Origin of the sequence: Thermococcus sp. ES12 (genome assembly GCF_012027515.1) — an archaeon.
Classification (GTDB): domain Archaea; phylum Methanobacteriota_B; class Thermococci; order Thermococcales; family Thermococcaceae; genus Thermococcus; species Thermococcus barossii.
On the sequence record NZ_SNUP01000033.1, the window covers coordinates 1 to 507 of the forward strand.

Sequence of the window (507 nt, forward strand, 5' to 3'; positions counted from 1 at the left end):
TGTGGCTTCATTCCTCCTAGTCTTTGGCGAGAACACTCCCCAAATAGCTACTCAAGCCCTTGAACAGCTATATGGGAGAATAGGGATGCTTGTTGGAAGTTTAATTCCGATCTTTGCTATCTTGACAAGTTACATAGGGCTTGGTTCGGCCCAACTGGACAACATGGAAGAGTACCTAAAGATGAATAGGAAATCTGCTTGGATCATAACAGTTTTCCCACCGTTGATACTTTATATGGTAGGAATTAGGGACTTCGTTGAGGTTTTGGGGGCTGCAGGCAGTACAGGAGATCTTATGGCTTTTATAATAATGCCAATTGTGCTCTATATAACTTATAAGCTTAAGCCTGAGTTCCTTAGGGATAGAGAAGCGGAGGTTAGTTAAGGGCAAACTCTTTATTTTTTCTTCATTATTTTTATTTGGTGATGTAATGATTCGCTTACCCTTTAGAGATGGTTTTTATGAAGTTAGGCCAAGCAAGATAATCTGTCTTGGAAGAAATTATA

General features: G+C 39.6%; 1 protein-coding gene. It reads left to right on the top strand.

The window, feature by feature from the left end; translation table 11 throughout:
• Positions 1-385 (top strand): aromatic amino acid transport family protein (locus E3E37_RS10865; protein ID WP_305849828.1); only part of this gene is annotated, 385 nt, incomplete at its 5' end.
• Positions 386-507: the final 122 nt, after the last annotated feature.